Source organism: Stenotrophomonas sp. STEN083, from assembly GCF_056759195.1.
In genome coordinates this window covers 1-220 of the sequence record NZ_JBRRCU010000130.1, presented here as the reverse complement: position 1 = coordinate 220, position 220 = coordinate 1, and the positions used below count along the sequence as shown (strand labels likewise).

General features: G+C 65.0%; 1 protein-coding gene. It reads right to left on the bottom strand.

The genetic code is table 11. The annotated features are described in order from the left end of the window. Window positions 1-220: DUF7507 domain-containing protein (locus ACVOK8_RS19180; protein WP_481568205.1), on the bottom strand; the 220-nt coding region annotated here is incomplete at both ends.

Here is a 220-nt window from a genome sequence, read left to right as displayed (position 1 = left end):
GCTGGCGCCAACCGCCAGGTTGGCGATGGTGCATACCAGGCCCGGCAGCATTGCATCGCTCACCACCACACCGGTCAGGTCCACCGTACCGGTGTTGCTGGCCGTAAAGGTATAGGTGATCACGTCACCGGCATCACCGAGCACGGTGTTGCCATTGCTGTCGGCCACGGCCGCATGCTTGGCCACGGTGAAGCTGGCAACCGGCGTGGGCACCGTCGGT